Consider the following 20,803-nt stretch of genomic DNA (forward strand, 5'->3'; position numbering starts at 1 on the left):
ATGAAAAAAATATTTGTAATAGCGTTGTTGTCTATTTTTTCATTTGGATACTCACAGTCCGGAATCGGAATTAATGCGCAGCAGAATAAAGAGGTCTTATCTTTTCCAACCTCCCCTGATGCCTACAGCTTTGATAAAGTAGGAAAGCTTCCTATGGATCTGTTTAACGGGAAAGCTAATATATCAATTCCCATTTATGATATTCAATTAGGAGATCTGGTTTTCCCCATTAAGCTTTCTTATAATACAGGAGGAATTAAACAGAATGAGATTTCAAGCTCAGTAGGATTAGGATGGTCATTATCCATACCCAATACCATTTCAAAGAATATTATGGGAAAAGATGATGATTTTTTCCCGATTTATTTTAAAGATTACAATACAGCCTATCAATATTCATCCATTGATCCATGGAATGATAATGCCAAAAAAGAGGTCTTAGGGTTTCTTTATGATGGGATGTATGATGTGCAGCCCGATCTGTTTTCGTATAACCTTCCTACCGTAAATGGCAGTTTTATAATAAATAATAACAAAGGTTTTCCGGTTCCTCATGAAGATGTTTTGATTCAAAGACTGCCTGATAATGGTAGTTTCACCATAACAGATTCAAAAGGTAACAAATTCTGGCTGTCGGGAAAAAACTCAGTGATGACTAAACGATCCCAAACGGTTGCTCAGTTAGCTGTCAATTCTTTTTTAATGGACAGTTTGCGTACATCGAGAAATCAGGGAATACAAATTGAATATCAAAAAAAGCTAAACTATTCCGAAGAGAGTAAATTTGAAAGTAGAATTCTGACTTCTCAAAATGCTCCGGTGGGCTATACTCCTTTTCCTCCAATTCAAACATCTCCACCACCGAGAATTGATATCAATACGAACTTTGAAAAATTAATTACAAAAATTACATTTCCTGAAGGACAAATTGAATTTAAATATTCGGGAGATGAAAATTTAACCACTGTAGGGGAGGAACTGTATAGAAAAGATATCAAATCATCTGCTGGTATTGCTTTGAAAAGAATTGTAGTAAAGGACAAATCAGGAAAAATAGTAAAAGATTTTTTACTGAATCATTCTTATTTTGAATCAAGCTCTGTTGATAAAACCTATGAAGATTACAGGCTTAAACTCATAGGCCTAAAAGATAATCTTCAAAATAAGAGTTATGCATTTTCTTATAATGAAAATACTCCTCTTCCTGCAAGAAATTCTAATAATGATGATTATTGGGGATATTTTAATAATACCTTTTACAGCAAGTCAAACACCAGTATCCCGGATCAGATTTTTTCGAGTAATATCGGGGCGAGCCAAAGCACAATAATCGGAGGTAGAAATAGAAATACGAATCCTAATTTTGCACAACTTGGAGTTTTAACAGCTATTAAATATCCTACCGGTGCTTCTAAAAATCTTTATTATGAAAGCAATACCATTGAAACAACCCAATATTCTACCATTGACGCATATGAAAGTTATATGAGTATAGGCAATAATCAAGACCCTGGTACTTTTGTGAAGCCTATTCGTGATACATTGGTTACCGTTCCGCAATCTGTTTTTATGAATAAGCCTAATGCAAGATTTAAAATCACTTTTGGAAATGGCTGTATGAATAATAATGATGACATTGCCCAGATCCATGAAAACAGATGCAAGGGCAGCATAAATATGTCAGGACAGGTATATACTTCTAACGGAAAAAGCTTTACGGCAGAATTTGGTGCTACAACAAGCCCCATTCAATTACGTTTGCAGCGTATAGGAGACTGTGGCTGTGATTTTTCATTTAACATCAAATATAACAAACAAATTGCAACCAATTTAATTTCAAATGTTGGTGGGCTCAGAATAAAAAAAGTAGAAGATGTAGATGCCGGTAATACATCCAATATCTATAACTACAGCTATGAAAGGGCTGATCCGAATACAGGAGTTTATAAAGGTTCAGGAAAGCTTAAACGTCCGTTTCAATTTGTTAAATCTTTTTACAGAGTAGCTCATCCAAGCGTAGAAAATGCAGGAGCATCGGACTATATCCAGAGAGATTATATGGTTCAGAATACAGGAAGTGCTTATAATTCTTATAGCATGTCCAATATAGTCACCTATTCTACGGTAAAAGAGTATAACGATCTGGGAGAAACTATTTATGAATTTGCAGATGGAAATGCCGGGGTAGGCTCTGTTTATTCGGATAAGACAGGACCATATGATGATTGGAGATATGGACTCCCGTTAAAAACGACGTATAAGAAAGGAGCTAATATTCTAAAAGAAGAAACATTTAAATATGATATCAATCCATTGAAAAATAAGCTATCAGGATATAATCCCGTTACCAATGAAGAGATTGCGTTTGGGCTTGATCTGGATATTGTACCTTACAATGTAGAGAATTTTAACGTACCTCCATTATCCTCTTATCAGGTCAATATGAGTGCTGTAGAAATTTACGGAGGAAAGATAGAACGTAAAAAATCAACGGTAACAGAATATTTTGAGGGAGGGAAAAAGGTTGAGAATCAGACTGTATACACTTATTCAGATACGGATATTAATAAACCTATCAATTTAAAAAGTACATTATCTACATTTTCATCCGGGGAAAATGTTGTGACAGATTATCAGTATGCTCATGAAAAAGGCATTCAGAAACTTATTAATGCTAATATCATTGATACTCCAATAGAGACACAGGTCACAAAAAAACAAAATGCCAATGATGCTGCGGGTAAAGTACTGTCAAGAACGGAAACCAAATATGATAATCCATTGACCTTACTTCCAAGCTCAGCATTGTCGTATGATCTTCAGAATAATCCTACTACCGAAGTTACTTATGATCAATATGATTCTAAAGGAAATCTTAAGCAATACACCACAAAAGACGGTATTTCAACGGTAATTGTTTGGGGCTATAACCAAACCCAGCCTATTGCCAAAATAGAGGGAGCCAAATTAACAGATATTCAACAGTCTTTAATTGATTCCATTGTTAATGCTTCCAATACAGATGCTTTAGCTGGTTCCAGCAATGATGAAACGACTTTCTTGTCAGCATTGAATACCTTCAGAGCTAATACAGCATTGTCCGCTTATCAGATTACCACTTTTACGTATGATCCATTAGTTGGGGTAAGAAGCATCACCCCACCATCAGGAATCAGAGAAAGCTATGTGTATGATTCCGCAAACAGGCTTCAGAAAGTGATCGATGTGAATGGCAAAGTGTTGAAGGAGATGAAATACAATTATAAAAACTAAACTGATGAAAAAACTCATACTACCGATAGGAGTCCTGCTCTTATCCAACTTAACATACGCCCAGCTTTCCACGATTTCAAGCAATGAAAATTATATTCAGACCAAAACATATTTAGATTATAATGGAACAGCTGCTACCAAATCCTCAGAAACCGTTCAGTATTTTGACGGACTGGGAAGACCTAAGCAGGTTATCAACCTACAGGCTTCCCCTTTGGGAAGAGACGTTGTAACCCATATTGAATACGATCAGTTTGGAAGACAGCTGAAAGACTATCTTCCGGTTCCCCAGCTTTCCACAAGCAACGGGAACTATTATTCAGGGCCTTTGGGTGTTTATCCCACAACCTACGGGAATGAAAAGATCTATTCTGAAAAAGTTTTGGAAAACTCTCCTCTGGACAGGATTCTGGAGCAGAAACAGGTGGGCAATGACTGGAACACAAAATCTGTGAAGTTTGGTTATGACACCAACGGATTGAATGAAGTCTATCAGTTTACCACGACCACAAGCTGGGTAGATGGAGCTACTAAAAGTGTACTGAGCTTATCGCCTGCTACAGTGTATGCCCCGAACCAATTGTATAAAAACTCTGTCAAAGATGAGGATGAGAATGAAACGGTAGAATTTAAAAACGGTCAGGGCCAGACATTACTGGTAAGAAAAATCATGAGCCCCACCCTTCAGATTGATACCTATTATGTGTACAATGAATACAATCAGCTGGCTTTTGTCATTCCTCCTATGGCTGTTCATAAGCCTATTACCGATGACCTTCTCAATACCTTATGCTATCAGTACCGTTATGACGGAAAGGGCAGATTGGTAGAAAAAAAACTTCCCGGAAAAGGCTGGGAATTTATGATCTATGATAAACAGGACAGACTTGTAGGAACTCAGGATGCTGTATTAAGAACAAAAGGACAATGGCTGTACACGCAGTACGATCAGTTGGGAAGAGTTGTGATTACCGGGCTCGCTACAGGAGGCGACCGGAATGCAGAACAGTCATTGGCTGATGGTTCGAATAATATGACACGAACTGGTTTTGTAGTCTTTACGAGGCAGGGAATGGATGTTTATTATGATCCGGGTGTTACCTATCCCCATGCCTCAAAATGGGTTGCCTTATTATCCGTAAACTATTATGACAGCTATCCTGCTTACAGTTTCAATCCTGCATTCCCTTCAACCATTCAGGGAGCTCCGGTACTTACTGCCAGCGCAACGACTGATGGAAGAAGCATCAAAGGATTTCCTACAATGAGTTTTGTAAAAAACATTGAGGATGATAACTGGACAAAGAATTATACCTATTACGATACAAAAGGAAGAGCTATTGGAGGTCATTCTATCAATCATTTGGGAGGCTATACCCATACAGAATCCAAACTGGATTTTGCAGGAGTTACGAAACAGACGGTAACAAAACATAAAAGACTTAACACGGATACTGAAAGAGTGGTTACCGAAACGTTTGATTATGACAGCCAGAACAGGTTATTGGTACACAAACATCAGGTAGACAGTAATCCGGTAGAGATTTTAACTCAGAATAAGTACAATGAAATTTCTCAGCTTGAATCTAAAAAAGTAGGTGGAACATCTCTATTATCACCATTACAGACCATAGATTATAAATACAATATCCGTGGTTGGATGACCCAGATTAATGATCCTGCCAACTTAGGAAGTGATCTGTTTGGGTATAAGATCAATTATAATAAAGTGGAAGGGCTGGAAATTCCCAATGCAGACTACCCGAATCAAAAAGTAAAACCGAGATACAATGGAAATATTGCGGAAGTATCATGGAAAACCCTAACAGAAGATAATGAACCGTTAAAAAGATATGGCTACGCATATGATAGTGTAAACAGACTCACAGGTGGCTTTTATCAGAAGGATACAAATCCCTATGCAAAAGAATACAATGAGCTTCTGGTCTATGACGTGAATGGAAATATCCTGAATCTGGTAAGAACTGAAGGATTGCTTCCAGGAGCAAACACCACTTTAATGATTGATAATCTGAAGTATGATTATGTAGGAAATAAGTTAGTGAAAGTTACAGATCAGCAGCAAAATCCATCTGGTTATCCTTCCCTTACAGTTCCTAATCCTATTGAGTATGATAATGGCAATCTCAGCGGGAATGGAAACATGACCAAACATTTGGATAAAGGGATTTCCTCTATTGAATATAATTATTTAAATTTACCAGATAAGATTACCCAAAACTCAAAATTGACAAGCTATCTTTACAGAGCAGACGGGGTAAAAGTAAAGAAGCTTTTTGGAGATCTGGAGACCCATTATCTGGATGGCTTTCAGTATAAAACTACATTTTTAAGAGAATCCTGGGATGGAGAAGGAACTTTTATTCCTGATCCTAATGAGATTCCAGAATTGAAATTGAGGATCATTCCTACTTCTGAAGGATATTATGATGCACTTCTCAACAAGTATGTTTACAATTTTACAGATCATCTGGGAAATGTAAGGTTAAGTTATAGCGATACAAATGGAGATGGTGTTATCCAGCCAAGGAGATATAATACATCAACATGTTCGCCTAAATTTGGTTGCCTTGGAGAATGGAAACCGGGAGAAATTGTAGAAGTCAATACTTATTATCCTTTTGGATTACTGCATAATTATACTGCGACTACCCAGAATGCTTATCAATACAAGTACAATGGGAAGGAACTTCAGGAAAGTGGCATGTATGATTATGGAGCTAGATTCTATATGCCGGATATTGGACGATGGGGTGTAATTGATCCACTGGCGGAAACTTCACGTCGTTGGTCTACTTACACCTATGCGTATAATAACCCTATAAGATTTATTGATCCTGATGGACGAAATGCTGATGTATGGGAATTGAATTCTGAAAATGGAAATCTCACCAAGGTTGAAGAAAATGACAAACCAGATGAGCTATATATAGTAGATAATAAGGGAAATAGAAAAACAGATTCAGCAGGCAATCAGGTAAAATTCACAATGGAAAGAGATGAACAGATAGAGGAAAGAATTACTTCGTCAGGTTGTGTTACTTATACTCCTAAATTAGATGGAGTACGTACAGAAGCAACTAAAGAAGTTCCTTTCGAAATTATTCCTTTTGAGAATCAGAGTAATGCAAAATCATTTTTCGAGTTTTTAGAAAAAAATTCGAATGCAGGAAATGAATTTGACTTATTACAGTATACTCAAAATGGACAAGATAAAGGAATGGTGGGAAGAACACTACAGTTTGATTTTCTACCTAGATTTGATAAAGATGGAACCTTTGGGGCATTTATCCCTACACTTACCTTAGATTATTACAAGAATATGCTTTTAAAAACCTCAGGTATTGAATTAATGAAATCAATATTTAACCATTCTCACCCCGGCGACGGTATAAATCCAATACCGTCAGATACAGATAGAGCTGCAGCAGATAATCCATATATACCAATACCAATATTTAAAGTTTATAGTGGAGGGACATATAAAACATTTAAACCTTAAAACTAACTCTATGAAAAATTTATTTTTTTTATTTCTTTTAGGTCCCTTTTTATTTTCTCAAAACTTTCAAACTAAGGATTCTCTTAAAATTCTTGCTAAGAGTAACTTTAAATCAATGGAAGTTTTTGAAGTTAAAAATGAAAGATTAATTCCTTTACGAAACTATACCTACGACAAAAATAAAAATGAAATTACTATAAAAAATTCATCTGATAAAAATAAAGAATGGCTTAGAACTATTATTAAATTTGATAATAATTATAATATCACGGAAGTAGAAAAAACAACGGAAGGAATGGTGATTTCTGAAAAAGAGAATTCCCTTGTAAAAAAACAAATTTCAGTGATAACAAAATATTTTTACAATAATAATACTGTTGAAATAAACGAATATAATGATAAAGGTCATCTATCATTAAAACAATTTAAACTTTTTGATGACAAAAATCGTATCATTGAACAAATAAGGTTATTTAATATTCCTGATGATATTGTTGTTTCTGAAATAGAAAAATATAATTGGATTGATAATAATTCATATAATTATGAAAAACTAACATTCCATGCTCCTAAGTCTAGATTAACAGGGGTATATAAATTAAATCAATATGGAGATAGAGAGTCTTTTAGAGGTAATATCTATTTAAATGGTATGCCAGAAGATGCAAGTTTTGATTTTGATAAAAAAATTAAAAAATTTGATTCAAAAGGGAATTTAATTCAGGTATATAAGATTGATAAGAAAATTCAAACTCTTATTGAGGAAAGAAAAATCATCTACTAAACACAAGCGTTTGATATTACTGCGATTTAGGTGTCTATAAGTACAAGTACAACGGCAAGGAGCTTCAGGAGGCGGGAATGTATGATTATGGAGCAAGATTTTATATGCCGGATATTGGAAGATGGGGAGTAGTAGATCCGCTGGCGGAGAAGATGAGAAGATATTCACCATATAATTATGCTTTTGATAATCCGATTAAGTTTATTGATCCGGATGGTAGACAAGGAAAAGATGTTATTATTACAGGAAAAGAAGCAGATGAAGCATTAAAAGAATTGCAAAAATCAGTCTCTTCTGAGCTTACTTTAAGTAAAGATAGCAAAGGTAAAGTTTCTTATACTCAGAAAAATCCCAAAGCAAAGTTATCTGCAGATAGTCAACAACTTGTTGATGCTATTAATGATCATTCTGTAAATGTAAATGTAAAATCAGAAAATACGCATATGACCGAAGCGGGGAGTGTCTATGTAGGAGGGACTTTTTCTGGGAATGAGACAAAATATGTATTTAGCTCTGATGGAAAATCTTTTAATCCTATTACAGAAACAAAGCAAGAGGTAAATCCGTTTATTTTAGGTGCAATGAGTAATTATTTTGGCAAACCAGGTGCAGATATGTTACATGAAGTAACTGAATCTTATCAAGGAGCTTTAATTTCTCAAAAACTAGGTAAAGATGCCGGTTATGCGTCGGAAGCTGATAATGAGGATTTTTTTAGTATATATAATTCAGCACATAATGCTGCTACACCCCAAACATCTAAAGGTTATCAACAAATTAATTATGATAAAAATGGAAATCAAACGACTAATTTATATAAATCAGGAAGGTCAGAAGCTGTATTTAAAACTTCGGGTAAAGCTCCATTAATTGTTCCAATATATCCTTAACTTATGAAAAATATTAGTGTTATTATTCTTTTATTATTAATTATCTCTTGTAATTCTAAATCTAAGCTAAGTGCGGGACTTGAGTATAGAATAGTAAAAATAGATTCAATTGAAAATGTATATTTATTATATGCAGAAAGAACGGATGTTAGTATTCCAAATACTAAAATTATAAAAATCGCTTCTACAAAAACTGGATATGGGTGTAAAAAAAATAGATCAATAATTGTGGGACATAATTATAAATTAAATTTGAAATCATTATATCCTGAAAACTTTGTTTCACACCATTATTTAGGAGGGATAACTTTTAATGGGGTCTATATTCCATTCGAAAAAGATTACAACATAAAGAAAAACTTATTTTCTACAGAAGATATAAAAGGACTTTGTTATAATATTAAATGAATTTTTTTAATAATATCTCCCCCCGCTGGTGCGAGCGTTTCGCTCGTGTCCGTAAATAAAACAAAAAGCCACTGTTTTTGCTGTGGCTTTTACTCTCTATTATAGAGAAACCGTTATTTTTACAATTACAAGGATCAATTGGGAAATACAAGAGTTACTTTTGCTAAAAATAATGCCGGAATGCTAGAATCTATAGATACCAATAATTATTATCCATTTGGATTAAACCATATTGGTGGTTCTTCCTATTCCAAATTTGGAAGTTATTACAACTATAAGTACAATGGGAAGGAGCTGCAGGAGACGGGAATGTATGATTACGGTGCGAGATTCTATATGCCGGATCTGGGAAGATGGGGTGTTGTTGACCCGCTTGCGGAAAAAATGCCGAGCTGGTCGCCGTATGCTTACGCGTTTGATAATCCTATACGTTATACAGATCCTGACGGTAGAGAACCAGTTGATGATCACTTTAATCAATTCGGAAAATTTTTATACACAGATAATAAAAAGACAAATAATATTGTCATTGATTTTCAAAATCCGATTACTGGAAGTTTGAATACTGCTCCATGGCTATCGACAGAATTAAAAGATTATAAATTTAATAAGGACAATGCATTTGTTTTAGCAAATATTGCAAATCACTACACTAAAGATGCAGGTATAGATTTAGATAACCTCAAAGGTAATAGTACTTCTGTTGGGGTTGCTGATTATCATTTTGATGCGGGTAAAATGGTAGGAAAAGTTTCCAGTTATAATGGAGGTGAATATAATCCAGATGCTCTAATGCAGGCAAATAAAGGTTCTAAAACAGTTTCGCTTATGGTTGGTAATGGAGAAGTGAGTGAATTATATAATGATAAATACAATATGATATCTGCACTGAGTCATGAAGGAGGAAAAGTAAGTCACTTAACAGTAAATCCTGACAATGTTAATATATCTACACTTGATTTAGCAAAAGAACATGTCAAGGTTTATGAGCATCAAATGGCTTCTCCTATTTTTAAGAAAACTACACCTCAATTTCAACAATTAATGAAAAAAAATTATGGCAATGATAAATTCTATTATGAGAAATATAAACAAAAATAAGTTCCATATTTATATAATATTGTTAGTAGCTTTATTTATATCCTGTAAAAAATCTATATCCAAGGATAAAAATGCTGTTTCTTCTTTCCAAAATTTGATATGTGATTATACAAAGGATAGTATAAATATTAAAAATGTAGAAACTTTTTTACTATTTGGAAACCCTACAAATGATACTCTTAAAGTTTCTCTTAAAGATGTTCAAGCAAACTATAGACATGTTTATGAAAAGGATACATTTAAGATAAACTTTGAAGCATTAACCCCTATTTCTATTCCGCCGAATGATTCTATCGGGTTACCTTGTATGTCAGTAATTGAAAAGAATTTTAACAAAAGAAGTGACGTTTTTGAAAAAGGATTTTCAGTTTTTAATGTTAAATCTCAAAAAGAAATTTCTCATGCACCAAGTTACAGGCTAAGGCAAATGAATGATTTTCAATTATATCAAAAATGGGGAAAGAAAAATGATAATATAAGTTTATAAATAAGAAGAGGCTATCTCTTTTGAGACAGCCTCTTTTATAATTATGATAAAGATCAGTATATTTACCAGTACAAAGATCATTTGGGAAATGTCAGAGTTTCTTATGGAAGAAACAGCGCAGGCGCTCTTGAAATTACAGATGCAAACGACTATTACCCATTTGGGATGAATCATCTGAAGACTGGAAATGCGTTCTTTGGATCTGGTAGTTATAAGAATTATAAGTACAACGGCAAGGAGCTGCAGGAGACGGGTATGTATGATTATGGAGCAAGGTTCTATATGCCGGATATTGGAAGATGGGGGGCGTAGATCCATTGGCTGATATTCATCCAAATATGACACCTTTTAGATATAGCTTTAACAATCCTATTAATGTGATTGATCCTACAGGGTTATTAGAAGATGATTGGGAATTAAACGCTGTAACAGGTGATTTAAAGAAGGTAACAGAAAATGATAAACCTGATGTTCTATATGTAGTAAATGAAAAAGGTAAAAGAATTACAGATAAGGGAAATACAGTTAAATTTACTATGGAAAGAGATGAACAAATTGAAGAAAGGGAAATTGTATCTGAAAATGTAAAATATAATCCTAAGCCTGGTGTAGATGGCGAAAAAGAAGTGAAATATGAATCTTACAAATTTGATAATCAAAGTAAAGGTAAAAGTTTTTTTGAATTTCTAGCTAAGTATTCTAATGCAGGAAATGAGTTTGATTTGTTTCAGTATACACAAAATGGTATAGATAAAGCTCTTGTTGGGAGAACATTACAATTTTCTTATTTAACTCGCTTTACTCAGGATTCTAATAATCCTAAACAATATGATTTTGGTGGTTTTTTGCCAAGTATAGGATTAAAAACAGGACTTTACAATAGAACATCTAACTTACCTGGAGTTGACAGTAGCAAGAATATATTTACTCATTCTCACCCAGGAGATGGGAAAAATCCTGAAGCTTCGCCAGCAGATATTAACACCGCTAAATATAATTCGTTACCTGGTATATTTAATGTATATAGTGGTGGGGTATATAAAGAAATACCTAGAAAATGAAAATACTAAAATACCTCATATTATTCATTGGAAGTCTTTACTATTCTCAAACTGTAAATGATAATGCAAAAAAAAATTATTATCAAAAATTGATAAAAGACAAATTTGTAACAATGGAAGTTTACAAAGGCAATAAATTATCTCAAAAATATAGTTATGATAAGAAGAATAATAAAGTTATTTTGTATGACGATAGCTACAAACAAGAGATACCTAACTTTCTTTACAAAGAATATAAATTAGACTCCCTATATAGAATAGAAGAAGAGAATGTTATTGCTAAAAATGATTCTATATCTAAGCAAAATATTACATATACAAATAAAAAATATGAATATCATGAAAACTATACTGTTGTAAATTATCTGAACAAAGACAGTAATCCTTATATGAAAGAATATACTTTCTATGACAATACATCACGAATAAAAGAAAGCATTCTTTTTTCATCACTAGTGTTACAGAAAAGAACTACCTATTTATATGATGACAAAAAGAATAAAATAATTAGTGAAACACAAACATTCACACACCCAAGACAAACATCAACTAACTATAATGGAGTAGATAAATATGGATATGCAATAAGTTATTCAGCTATTTTGAAAGTTCAAGTATCAATGGATAAAAATCAAGAAATTAAATCTGGAAAATTTTTCTATGAAAATCAATATGACTCAAAAGGAAACTTAATCAAGATTTTTAGTAAATCAAAAGACGGAAAGAAAGAACTAATTGAGGAGAGAAAAATAATGTATGAATAACCCCGCTGGCGCGAGCGTCCCGCTCATATATCCACAAGCAGTTGTTTTGCTGTAGAAAAGCCCTTGTACTGCTGTGAAGCACTTATAAACACCCTCCAGACCCTTAGATAAGTCCCTCTCACCACTTTAACAAGCCTCTCCACCCACTTCATCAAGGGTCTCTAGCCAGTTCAGAAGTTGCTCCAGCCTCTTAGTCAACTGTCTCTAGCCCGTTCCATAAGCCTCTATACCCTTTATCAAAGGGGTTAGAGACCGTTATGTAACTCCCTTCAGCCCCTTGTGCAACTGGGTATACCCCCTTACCCAAGGGGGTGGAGGGGGGTAGGTAAGGGGGATAGTACGTTGTGAAAATAGCTGGTGATCGCATCTTCTGATAGACTTTAAATAAAACCTCCGCTTCAATTCATTGCAGCGGAGGTTTCTATATTTTCAGAGAAATTATTCGTCTTCTCTTTCTCCCAAAGACTCTTTCAGCTTAATCAATTCGGCTTTTACAAATTCCAGGCGGTCAATTAGAGTAATGGTTTCAGAAATTTTACTGTTGGTGGTCAGGGCAACACGGGCTCCGTCAAGGGTATATCCTTTTTCTTTTACCAGATGGTAGATCATCTGAAGGTTTTTGATGTCTTCAGGAGTGAAATATCGGTTTCCTTTTCTGTTTTTTTTAGGCTTGATAATCGGGAATTCCTGTTCCCAGTAACGTATTAATGAAGTGTTTACATCAAATGCTTTCGCAACTTCTCCTATAGAATAATACAGCTTATCAGGTAAATTTATTTTCATTTTACAACTCCTAAACTTCAAAGATAAAAATTTTTTAAAGTTTAATCCAAAATATATTGTAAAAAGTGCGGTAATACTTTGTTTCAAAGGAATTGATGGGGTTAAATTCATCCTTCAAGAGCAAACGTTTGTTGTAACAGATATAAAGGTTCATGATATACTGGTTCTTTTTTTGTCTAAATTTGTGAATTCTTACGATACATAAATATAAATGAATCCAATTTCTGTTCTTCATATCGATCTTTTTCAGGCAGGTAAAAATACTTCTGATTTTTATTTTAATACGATGAAGAATCATTTGGTGGTGGGACATCGTCATATAGAGAAGCCTCACAGACATGATTTTTATGCTGCTGTTTTTTTCACTAAAGGAACAGGCGTACATGAAATAGACTTTCAAAGGTATGAAGTTTCGGAAGGAAGTCTGTTTTTTCTGTCACCAGGACAGATTCACAGTTGGGAGCTATCGGAAGATATTGATGGGTATATTTTCTTTTGTTCTCAGGAGTTTTATGAAATGCACTATGTGAATCAAAAACTGAGAAACTTCCCTTTCTTTGGATCTGTATCTTTTCCGAGAAAACTTCAGTTGGATGCTGGTGAGCTTAAGAAAAATATTAGTTTATTTCAGGAATTGGGAGAAGAACATCAGACTAAAAGTATCATGAAAGAAGGGCTGATTTTATCATTAATGTCTCAGATTTTCATCAATGCTGCCAGATTGTTTTCAAAGGACTTTGATACAATGGATTCAACTGCCGGCCTTTCTTATTTTAAACATTATCAGGATTTTGAAAATCTGATCGAACAAAACTTTACAAAACATAAATCCATTACCCATTATGCCTCTTTATTAGGGATTTCATCCAAACATCTGAACAGGATTGCCCAGACTGTTGTTCAAAAAACAGCCACTGATGTGATTACAGAAAGGGTAGTGCTGGAAGCCAAAAGAATGCTTATGTACCTTGATGAAAGCCTGGTAGAAATTGCGTTCCGTTTAGGATATGAAGAATATTCCTACTTTGTAAGAGTATTCCGGAAATGCTCCGGAATGACTCCTACGCAGTTCATGAGGAAATATAAGGCTTAATGAGTGTAAAATTTAAAGTTTAATGGAGAGATTGTTGTAAACCACCCCGTCAAAAATTCTTTGAATTTTTGCCACCCCTCCAGAGAAGGGGAATTAGGGAAATATCAACTACTTTTTCTGATCCTCACAACCTGCCACCTACTATCTGCCACCTAAAGAGCTAGCTTAAACGGTCCTTCAAAAGTGGTTTCAAAAGAATCTACCAACTGGCCTTTTTCATCAAACACTCCGATGACCATATTCTGTTTTGAGAACTTAATTTCTTCTTCAGGGAAGGAAATATTGATGTTTCCTTTAAGGATTTGATCTCCTTTCAATATGATTTTTTCAGAACCAAAGTAAGTGATCTCTGCATTTTTTGGAGTAATGACTTTTATGGTAAGCGTTTTTTTCTCGTTGGATTTATTCAGAAGAGTGTAAATAAAGGTGTTGGTGATTTTACCATTTTTAACAAAGAATGTAGAACCTGCCGGTTTGATGAATTTTGCTTCCATAGAACCACGGTCGTACATTAAAAATCCTAGGAATCCGATTAATAATGCAAGGATAACGGTTGTTGCTTTCATTCTCGGGGTAAAACGAAATTTATCCTGATTTTCAATTTCGGCTTCCGTTGCATAACGTACCAATCCTTTAGGCAAACCAACCTTTTCCATGACTTCATCACAGGCATCAATACAGGCTGTACAGTTTACACACTCCAGCTGCTGGCCGTTTCTGATATCAATTCCTGTAGGACATACCACAACGCATTGGTTACAGTCGATACAATCTCCTTTTCCTGCAGCTTTTCTGTCTTCATTATTTCTCCATTTTGCACGGCCTTCCCCTCTTTTAAAATCATAATATACATTGATGGTTTGCTTGTCAATCAATACTCCTTGCAGTCTTCCATAAGGGCAAACCAGTGTACAAACCTGCTCACGAAGCCAGGCAAAAACAAAGTAAAACGTCATGGTAAAGAAGATCATCACAAGAAACTTCAGTGAGTTTCCTTCTGGCCCTTCACTCATAATACGGAAAACTTCTTCGTACCCCACAATATACATGAACATAAAGTGAGAAATAATCAGTGAAATAAGAAGAAAAACAGACCATTTAGCCAGCCTTTTTCGTATTTTCTCTGCATCCCATTCCTGTCTGTCAAGTTTCATCTGTTTATTTCGGTCACCTTCAATCCAGTATTCGATTTTGCGGAAAACCATTTCCATGAAAAGAGTCTGCGGACATAGCCAGCCACAGAATATTCTTCCGAAAACTACTGTAAATAACATTACAAAAATCACGGAAGTTACCGCTCCTAAAGCAAGAATGAAAAAGTCCTGCAGGTAGAAAGGTTGTCCAAGGATAAAAAACTTTCTGTCGATCACGTTAATGAGAAGAAAAGGATTGTTATTGATCTTTACAAAAGGCAACCCAAAGAAAATCGCAAGAAGAAGATAGCTGGTGTAATTTCTGTAGTTGGTATACTTTCCTTTAGGTTTTCTTGGGAAAATCCATTTTCTTTTCCCGGTTTCATCCATGGTTCCTACGGAATTTCTGAAATCTTCATTTTCAATTTCCAAAGACTTGATATTGTTGGACTCTGCGCTCATTGTTGTATGCTATAAAGTATTTTTGGTACAATTTTCATCCGGATTTATCATTTTTTTTAAGATATTTTTCTTTGAAAAAAGTGATTGATCCTGTTACTGCAAAGCTCCGGATTATATCTTTTTATTACTAATATGATCTACGTCCAAAATAGGATAATTGGGACATTTTGCTTCTATAGTTTTTATTATATCAAAATGAGAAAATGTTTTGATGCTTTTGAGTCATATCGTAAATTGCAGCTTTAAAAATGAAGCATGAAGAATATCTTTAAAATAAGTATGATTGGTTTGGTTTTCGCATTGGTAAACTGTCAATCAGTAAATTATAGTAAAATGTTTTATGAAGGAGTACAACTGGAAATGGTTTCCGACAAGTTCAGTTTCACAGAAGGACCATCAGCAGATAAAGAAGGGAATGTTTACTTTACCGATCAGCCTAACGATAAGATTTATTACTGGGATTGGAAAAGCAATAAAGTGATAGAGTTTTTAGATAAAACGGGAAGGGCAAACGGAACGCACTTTGACAAAGACGGCTATTTAATTACCTGTTCAGACGATCAGGGTGAGATCTGGAAGATTTCCAAAGATAAAACAGTAGAAGTTCTGCTAAAAGGTTTTGAAGGAAAAAGACTGAACGGGCCCAATGATGTCTGGAATGATGAAGTGGGAGGAATGTACTTTACAGACCCTTTGTATGAAAGAGATTACTGGATTGGATTTAAACAGGAAATCCAACATAAAAGTCTTTATTACAGGGACAGAACAGGAAAAGTTACGAAACTGGATACCTTCACACAGCCCAATGGAATTGTAGGAAGCGAAAAATTAAAGAAACTCTATATTTCTGATATTGATGCCGGAAAAACCTATGTATATGATATACTGGGAGAAGGAAAATTATCTGAGAAAAAACTCTTCTGTGAAATGGGTTCAGATGGAATGGAGCTGGATAAACACGGTAATCTTTATCTGACAGGAGATGGCGTTCATGTTTTCAGCCGTTTGGGAAAGAAAATTTATCATATTTCTATTCCTGAGAAATGGACATCTAATGTGGCTTTTGGAGGAAAAAACAATGATATTCTGTTCATTACTGCCTCGAAATCTGTATATACTTTCCCTACCAGAGTAAGAGGAATAAAATAAGATTGTGATATCTTTATAATAAAAGAGCTCTGAAATTTCAGAGCTCTTTTTATGTTTGTTGAAACCACCCCGTCAAAAATTCTCTGAATTTTCGCACCCCTCCGGAGGAGGGGAATTCTCACAGGGGTAATTACTTTATCTTTGAAAATTTTCACAAGCTTATGTGAACTTTATATGCACAAAGTATCAACTTAAAAAAACTTTTGTGACTTTTGTGGTTTAATAAGCAACCTCCATTTTCACTTTCTTACCTTTCAGTTTTTCGTTCTGAAGTTTTCTTAAAAGAGCGTTTACTTTATTTCTGGCAACGGCAACATAGGATGTGGTGTCCTTTACTTCAATAATTCCTACATCTTCTTTTTGAAGTTCTCCTTTCTTTAGCAAATATCCTACAATGTCCACTTTGTTCACTTTATCTTTTTTTCCTGCACTGATGTAAACAGTCTGGAAAGGTGTTTTTTGCGGAACTTTAGTAAATCCGGCAACACTTTCTTCGGGAGTATTATTTTTAATGAATGGGAAATTTTCCTCTTCAGTCATAATCAGGTAGACAAAACCTTTGGCATTCATTCTTGCGGTACGTCCGTTTCTGTGGATGAAGGCATCTTCTTTTGGCGGAAGCTGATAATGAACGATAGATTCTACCTCAGGAATATCAAGTCCGCGGGCAGCCAGATCGGTGGTAATAAGAATCCTTGCAGAATCATTTCTGAATTTTAGCAAAGCACGTTCTCTTTCGTCCTGTTCCATACCACCGTGGAAGGTTTCTCTGTCGATTCCCATTTGGTTAAGAAGTTCAGAGATACGGTCTACGGCCTCACGGTGATTACAGAAAATCAACGTTCTTTTGTTCCCGATTTTACAAACCAGATTGAAAAGGGTATCCAGTTTTTCTTCAGGAATAGTCATTACTTTTCTCAGCTGGAGATCCGGTTTTACATCATTTTCTTTAAGGAAACTGATTACTTTTTCATCTTTTAAGCCTGTAAAAGCCGGAATTTCATCCATGGCTGTGGCAGATGTTAAAATTCTTTGAGAAAGCCCTTTTAAAGAATTGGAAATAAATTCCATATCATCATGGAAACCCAATTCCAGAGCTTTGTCGAATTCATCAAGAACCAGTGTTTTAATCGTTTTTGGATCAAAATTGTTATTTCTTAAATGGTAAACAACCCTTCCAGGAGTTCCGATCAATACAGCCGGAGCTTCAATCAAATTATTAACCTCAATTTTTTTATCATGGCCACCATAGCAGACAGAAACTTTAAAATCTGTCCCCATAGATTTAAAAACCTGCTCAATCTGTAAAGCAAGTTCCCTTGCCGGAACTAATATCAATGCCTGAACTCCCTGAACATTTTTTTTCAGATTTCTGAGAACGGGAAATAAAAAAGCTAGTGTTTTCCCGGATCCTGTGGGAGAGAGTAAAACAATGTCTGTATTGTTTTCAGATGCTTTATAAGTAGATTTTTGCATTTGATTCATATCCTGAATCTGCAGTTTTTGATAGATCGGCTGTAATTCCATGCTGCAAAGGTAATGAATTTAAGCGGGTGATGGGTGGGAGAGTTTGAGAGGGATAGGACTGTAATGTTCTTCTTTAATTCTGCGTTCCTGTCATACTGAATGAAGCGCAGCGAAATGAAGAATCTCATTTTGTCCCCACTAGTTATAGATGCTTCGACTCTGTTCAGCATGACATCTCTAATACTAACTGTTTTAAATTTAGAACGAAGCAATATCTGCTGTCATGTTGAGCAGAAACTGAAAGTTTACGAAATGCAGTTCTTGAAGCATTATTTTAATCAAAGTGTTGATTTTGAAATATATAAGTTAAATATTAGCTTGCCGAAATCTATTGCTTATTTTAAATAAAATTCATATCTTTGCACCCACTTTTGTGGCGAAAAGGTTTGAAGAGTAAATTACTTACAATTAATTACTTCCGTATTTTTTAATCCGCATTTATTCAAACCGTTAAAAAAGAAGGAATACAAATTTTATTAGAAAATGTCAAAAGAGACAAATTCAGCAGAGGTTTTATTAAACCAAAACGTAGCACCAGAACAATTTGATTGGGATTCATTCGAATCAGGTCTTGATGCAGATGCGAGAAAAGAAAAAAGCGATTTAGAAGAAATCTACAACGGATCTTTAAACAACCTTGACGATAACGACGTTTTAGTTGGTAAAGTTGTAAGATTAACTGATAAAGAAGCTATCGTAGACATCAACTTCAAATCTGAAGGTGTTATCTCTCTAAACGAATTCCGTTACAACCAAGGCCTTAAAGTAGGTGATGAGGTAGAAGTAATGGTTGACAAGAGAGAAGACAAAACTGGTCAATTACAATTATCTCACAGAAAAGCTAGAACGCTTAAAGCTTGGGATAAAGTAAACGAACTTCACGAAACTGGAGAAATCGTTAACGGTTTTGTTAAATCTAGAACTAAAGGTGGTATGATCGTTGACGTTCACGGAATCGAAGCATTCTTACCTGGTTCTCAAATTGACGTTAAGCCAATTAAAGATTACGATCAGTTCGTAGGAAAAACTATGGAGTTCAAAGTTGTGAAAATCAACCCTGAGTTCAAAAACGTAGTTGTATCTCACAAAGCATTGATCGAAGCAGATATCGAAGGTCAGAAAAAAGAAATCATCGCTCAGCTTGAAAAAGGTCAGGTTCTTGAAGGAACTGTTAAGAACATCACTTCTTACGGTGTATTCATTGACTTAGGAGGTGTTGATGGATTGATCCACATTACAGACCTTTCTTGGTCTAGAGTGAACCACCCATCTGAAATCCTAGAAGACGGACAAACTGTAAAAGTTGTAATCCTTGATTTCGATGACGAGAAAACAAGAATCCAATTAGGTATGAAGCAATTAGAAGCTCATCCTTGGGATGCTCTTTCTGCTGACTTGAAAGTAGGTGACAAAGTAAAAGGAAAAGTAGTAGTTCTTGCTGACTATGGTGCATTCGTAGAAATCGCTCCAGGTGTTGAAGGATTAATCCACGTTTCTGAAATGTCTTGGTCTACTCACTTAAGATCTGCTGGAGATTTCGTAAAAGTAGGTGATGAAGTAGAAGCTGAAGTATTAACTTTAGATAGAGAAGAAAGAAAAATTTCTCTTGGTATCAAGCAATTGTCTAAAGATCCATGGGAAAACATTGAAGCTAAGTATCCGGTAGGATCTCAGCATGTAGGAACTGTAAGAAACTTCACTAACTTTGGTGTATTCGTAGAGTTAGAAGAAGGTATCGACGGATTAATCTACATCTCTGATCTTTCTTGGACTAAGAAAATCAAGCACCCATCTGAGTTCTGCGCAGTAGGTGATAAATTAGACGTTGTAGTTCTTGAATTAGATATTCAGGCTAGAAGATTATCTCTAGGTCACAAGCAATTGACTGAAAACCCATGGGATAAATTCGAAACTAAATATGCTGAAGGAACTATCCACGCTGGTAAAGCTGTAGAAGTTCACGATAAAGGAGCTTCTGTTCAATTCGAAGATGCTGAAGTAGAAGCATTCTGCCCTTCAAGATTATTAGAGAAAGAAGATGGATCTAAAATCAAAAAAGGTGAAGATGCTCAGTTCAAAGTAATCGAATTCAACAAAGAATTCAAGAGAGTAGTAGTATCTCACACAGGTATCTTCAGAGACGAAGAGAAGAAAAACGTAAAAGAATCTTCTTCTAGAAACGTAACTTCTTCTTCTAACAACGAAGAAAGATCTACTCTTGGAGACATCGATGCATTAGCAGAGTTGAAAAGAAAAATGGAAGAAGGTAAATAATCTTTGAACCATCTATAAATATGAAGCCGCTCATTTGAGCGGCTTTTTTATGAGTATATATTATAATCTGTATTTAAGATATTGAAAAAGA

General features: G+C 34.8%; 16 protein-coding genes. 13 read left to right on the forward strand and 3 right to left on the reverse strand.

All coding sequences use genetic code 11. The features are described from left to right. The 10 genes from BUE84_RS07125 (at nucleotide 1) to BUE84_RS07170 (ending at nucleotide 12,291) form a co-directional block, all read left to right on the forward strand. Nucleotides 1–3,273, forward strand: coding sequence for a hypothetical protein (locus BUE84_RS07125; protein ID WP_145953221.1), 3,273 nt, complete (start codon nucleotides 1–3; stop codon nucleotides 3,271–3,273). A gap of 4 nt (nucleotides 3,274–3,277) precedes the next feature. Then, nucleotides 3,278–6,796, forward strand: a complete 3,519-nt coding sequence (locus BUE84_RS07130) for a DUF6443 domain-containing protein (protein WP_079241032.1) — start codon at nucleotides 3,278–3,280, stop codon at nucleotides 6,794–6,796. Between the two features lie 10 nt (nucleotides 6,797–6,806). Further along, nucleotides 6,807–7,580 carry a hypothetical protein gene (locus tag BUE84_RS07135; RefSeq protein ID WP_079241033.1) on the forward strand — a complete coding sequence of 258 codons (774 nt, stop codon included), beginning with the start codon at nucleotides 6,807–6,809 and terminating at the stop codon, nucleotides 7,578–7,580. A gap of 77 nt (nucleotides 7,581–7,657) precedes the next feature. Further along, a complete protein-coding gene (locus tag BUE84_RS24785) occupies nucleotides 7,658–8,470 on the forward strand; it encodes an RHS repeat-associated core domain-containing protein (protein ID WP_079241034.1) in 813 nt (270 codons plus the stop codon). 3 nt (nucleotides 8,471–8,473) lie between these two features. Beyond that, on the forward strand, nucleotides 8,474–8,878 hold the full coding sequence (locus BUE84_RS07145; RefSeq protein ID WP_079241035.1) for a hypothetical protein: 405 nt from the start codon (nucleotides 8,474–8,476) through the stop codon (nucleotides 8,876–8,878). Nucleotides 8,879–9,016: 138 nt separating this feature from the next. Further along, nucleotides 9,017–9,979, forward strand: coding sequence for an RHS repeat-associated core domain-containing protein (locus tag BUE84_RS24790; RefSeq protein ID WP_079241036.1), 963 nt, complete (start codon nucleotides 9,017–9,019; stop codon nucleotides 9,977–9,979). Continuing rightward, a complete protein-coding gene (locus BUE84_RS07155) occupies nucleotides 9,957–10,466 on the forward strand; it encodes a hypothetical protein (protein WP_145953222.1) in 510 nt (169 codons plus the stop codon). Before BUE84_RS24790 ends, BUE84_RS07155 begins: the two co-directional genes overlap by 23 nt. Before the next feature lie 81 nt (nucleotides 10,467–10,547). Further along, nucleotides 10,548–10,778, forward strand: coding sequence for an RHS repeat-associated core domain-containing protein (locus BUE84_RS07160; protein WP_079241038.1), 231 nt, complete (start codon nucleotides 10,548–10,550; stop codon nucleotides 10,776–10,778). After that, entirely contained in the window at nucleotides 10,766–11,527 is a 762-nt protein-coding gene (locus BUE84_RS07165) for a hypothetical protein (RefSeq protein ID WP_079241039.1), read from the forward strand. Before BUE84_RS07160 ends, BUE84_RS07165 begins: the two co-directional genes overlap by 13 nt. Continuing rightward, the gene (locus tag BUE84_RS07170) at nucleotides 11,524–12,291 is read left to right on the forward strand and encodes a hypothetical protein (protein WP_079241040.1); all 768 of its coding nucleotides are present in this window, start codon (nucleotides 11,524–11,526) and stop codon (nucleotides 12,289–12,291) included. The genes BUE84_RS07165 and BUE84_RS07170 overlap by 4 nt, the downstream gene beginning before the upstream one ends. A 438-nt stretch (nucleotides 12,292–12,729) precedes the next feature. Here BUE84_RS07170 and BUE84_RS07175 read toward each other — a convergent pair whose 3' ends face one another. Next, nucleotides 12,730–13,074 (reverse strand): MerR family transcriptional regulator, encoded by a 345-nt coding sequence (locus BUE84_RS07175; RefSeq protein ID WP_079241041.1) that lies wholly within the window; start codon nucleotides 13,072–13,074, stop codon nucleotides 12,730–12,732. Nucleotides 13,075–13,285: 211 nt separating this feature from the next. Between BUE84_RS07175 and BUE84_RS07180 the strand changes: the two genes are divergently transcribed. After that, complete coding sequence (locus tag BUE84_RS07180) at nucleotides 13,286–14,167, forward strand: AraC family transcriptional regulator (RefSeq protein WP_079241042.1); 882 nt, start codon at nucleotides 13,286–13,288, stop codon at nucleotides 14,165–14,167. 152 nt (nucleotides 14,168–14,319) lie between these two features. Here the strand turns inward: BUE84_RS07180 and ccoG are convergent, their stop codons facing one another. Next, a complete protein-coding gene (gene ccoG, locus BUE84_RS07185; protein WP_079241043.1) occupies nucleotides 14,320–15,762 on the reverse strand; it encodes a cytochrome c oxidase accessory protein CcoG in 1,443 nt (480 codons plus the stop codon). 255 nt (nucleotides 15,763–16,017) lie between these two features. Between ccoG and BUE84_RS07190 the strand changes: the two genes are divergently transcribed. Next, entirely contained in the window at nucleotides 16,018–16,911 is an 894-nt protein-coding gene (locus tag BUE84_RS07190; protein WP_079241044.1) for an SMP-30/gluconolactonase/LRE family protein, read from the forward strand. A gap of 219 nt (nucleotides 16,912–17,130) precedes the next feature. Here the strand turns inward: BUE84_RS07190 and BUE84_RS07195 are convergent, their stop codons facing one another. Further along, the gene (locus BUE84_RS07195; protein WP_034695341.1) at nucleotides 17,131–18,438 is read right to left on the reverse strand and encodes a DEAD/DEAH box helicase; all 1,308 of its coding nucleotides are present in this window, start codon (nucleotides 18,436–18,438) and stop codon (nucleotides 17,131–17,133) included. 483 nt (nucleotides 18,439–18,921) lie between these two features. Here BUE84_RS07195 and rpsA point away from each other — a divergent pair, with 483 nt between their 5' ends. Further along, nucleotides 18,922–20,712 carry a 30S ribosomal protein S1 gene (rpsA, locus tag BUE84_RS07200; protein WP_047095475.1) on the forward strand — a complete coding sequence of 597 codons (1,791 nt, stop codon included), beginning with the start codon at nucleotides 18,922–18,924 and terminating at the stop codon, nucleotides 20,710–20,712. Nucleotides 20,713–20,803: the final 91 nt, after the last annotated feature.

This window comes from Chryseobacterium indologenes (genome assembly GCF_002025665.1).
GTDB lineage: Bacteria > Bacteroidota > Bacteroidia > Flavobacteriales > Weeksellaceae > Chryseobacterium > Chryseobacterium metallicongregator.